At 47.2% G+C, this 468-nt stretch carries 1 protein-coding gene; it reads right to left on the bottom strand.

The window, feature by feature from the left end; genetic code table 11:
* A partial coding sequence (locus ACX5KA_RS02325) for a hypothetical protein (RefSeq protein ID WP_458730309.1) occupies nt 1-272 on the bottom strand: 272 nt, incomplete at its 3' end.
* Nucleotides 273-468 lie beyond the last annotated feature (196 nt).

The raw sequence follows: 468 nt of genomic DNA, 5'->3' as shown, positions 1-468 counted from the left end.
CCATGAGTTAAGTACCAATTAGCATATAACATTAAGCTAAGCGGCGCAGTTGCGTGGGGCATAATGGCGAAGCCGCCCCGCGTAAATGCGTCCGAGCGACCGAAGGGAGTGGTCTTTAGCGCTTTGTTAGAAGCAGAGCCATTTCCTTTGGTCTGTTTAAAAATTGTTGAAGCCAGCATACGATTGATTGTTAACACAAACAAGCGAAACGACTGTGCAGTGACGGTTTTGATTTGACTGAAGATAGCCGCCATTTGAACTGTCGAACGCATTGGCGCTTGTTGACGTCGAATAATAACTTGGCGATAAAGCGCCTAATGCGCAACCTTTGAATTGAAAGCGGCGGATTTAAACCTACCACAAGCCAGAGCGAAGCTAATGAAAACAGGAGAGGGCAGTTGCACTAGGATTTGTATAAAGCCAAACGCAGTTTAGGCTGACGCCTTATAACACCCCACTAAGGGGCGG

The organism is Alteromonas alvinellae, from assembly GCF_902705805.1.
This window is presented reverse-complemented; position numbering and strand designations above follow the sequence as displayed.